Below are 697 nucleotides of genomic sequence, written 5' to 3'. Positions count from 1 at the left end.
GCTTATGTGGACTCCCCTCTGTCAACAATGAAACGATTTTGACTTAGAATAAATGCACGCTTATGTTCGAGCTCTGATTGAGTCGCTAACTCTGGCTCACTGATATTTGCGCGAACTACCGGATCATATCTAGAACGCGAGCTTTAATGCTCTTAGCAAGTCACTGATTACGGTAGCTGATTTTCATCTAAGTAAAGCATTTCATTGGGACATATTAGGCTCAGGCAGTCATTGCCTGGGCCTGATATTCTGTTCCTTTGCTCAACATAGCAAAGGCGGTTCTAATGGTTTTATTCGCCAGCGCCACTGCTGCACAACGTTTCCCACGCCGTTCAATCAGTTGTTTCAGCCAGACCTCTTTAGTGGTTTTTGGCAGTCGCTTACTCAGTGCACTAACAACCGCCATTGCACCACTAATTAACTGACTTCGTAACATAACCTGCTTCACATGACGCCCAATTGAACCGAGTTTCGCTTTTCCGCCCGTTGAGTGCTGTATAGGGGTCACTCCGACACACGCAGAGGCCTCTCGTCCATTGTTGAAATGGAGATCATCACTACAACCGAGAAGAACATATAAGTTAATGGCATTGATAACGGAGACGCCTTCCAATGCCATCAGACGCTCACAATCAGGGTGTAGTTTTACTGCTTGAGCCAAACACTCATCGTAGGCTTTAATACGATTAATCGTTAG

The 697-nt window shown here is 45.5% G+C and carries 1 protein-coding gene; it reads right to left on the bottom strand.

The features are described 5' to 3' along the window. Positions 1-220: 220 nt before the first annotated feature. A partial coding sequence (locus JW499_RS21545; protein WP_205212505.1) for a transposase occupies positions 221-697 on the bottom strand: 477 nt, incomplete at its 5' end.

The sequence above is a fragment of the Amphritea pacifica genome, from assembly GCF_016924145.1.
Lineage (GTDB): Bacteria > Pseudomonadota > Gammaproteobacteria > Pseudomonadales > Balneatricaceae > Amphritea > Amphritea pacifica.
Note: the sequence above shows the minus strand (reverse complement) of the source record. Positions and strands in the feature narration are given on the sequence as shown.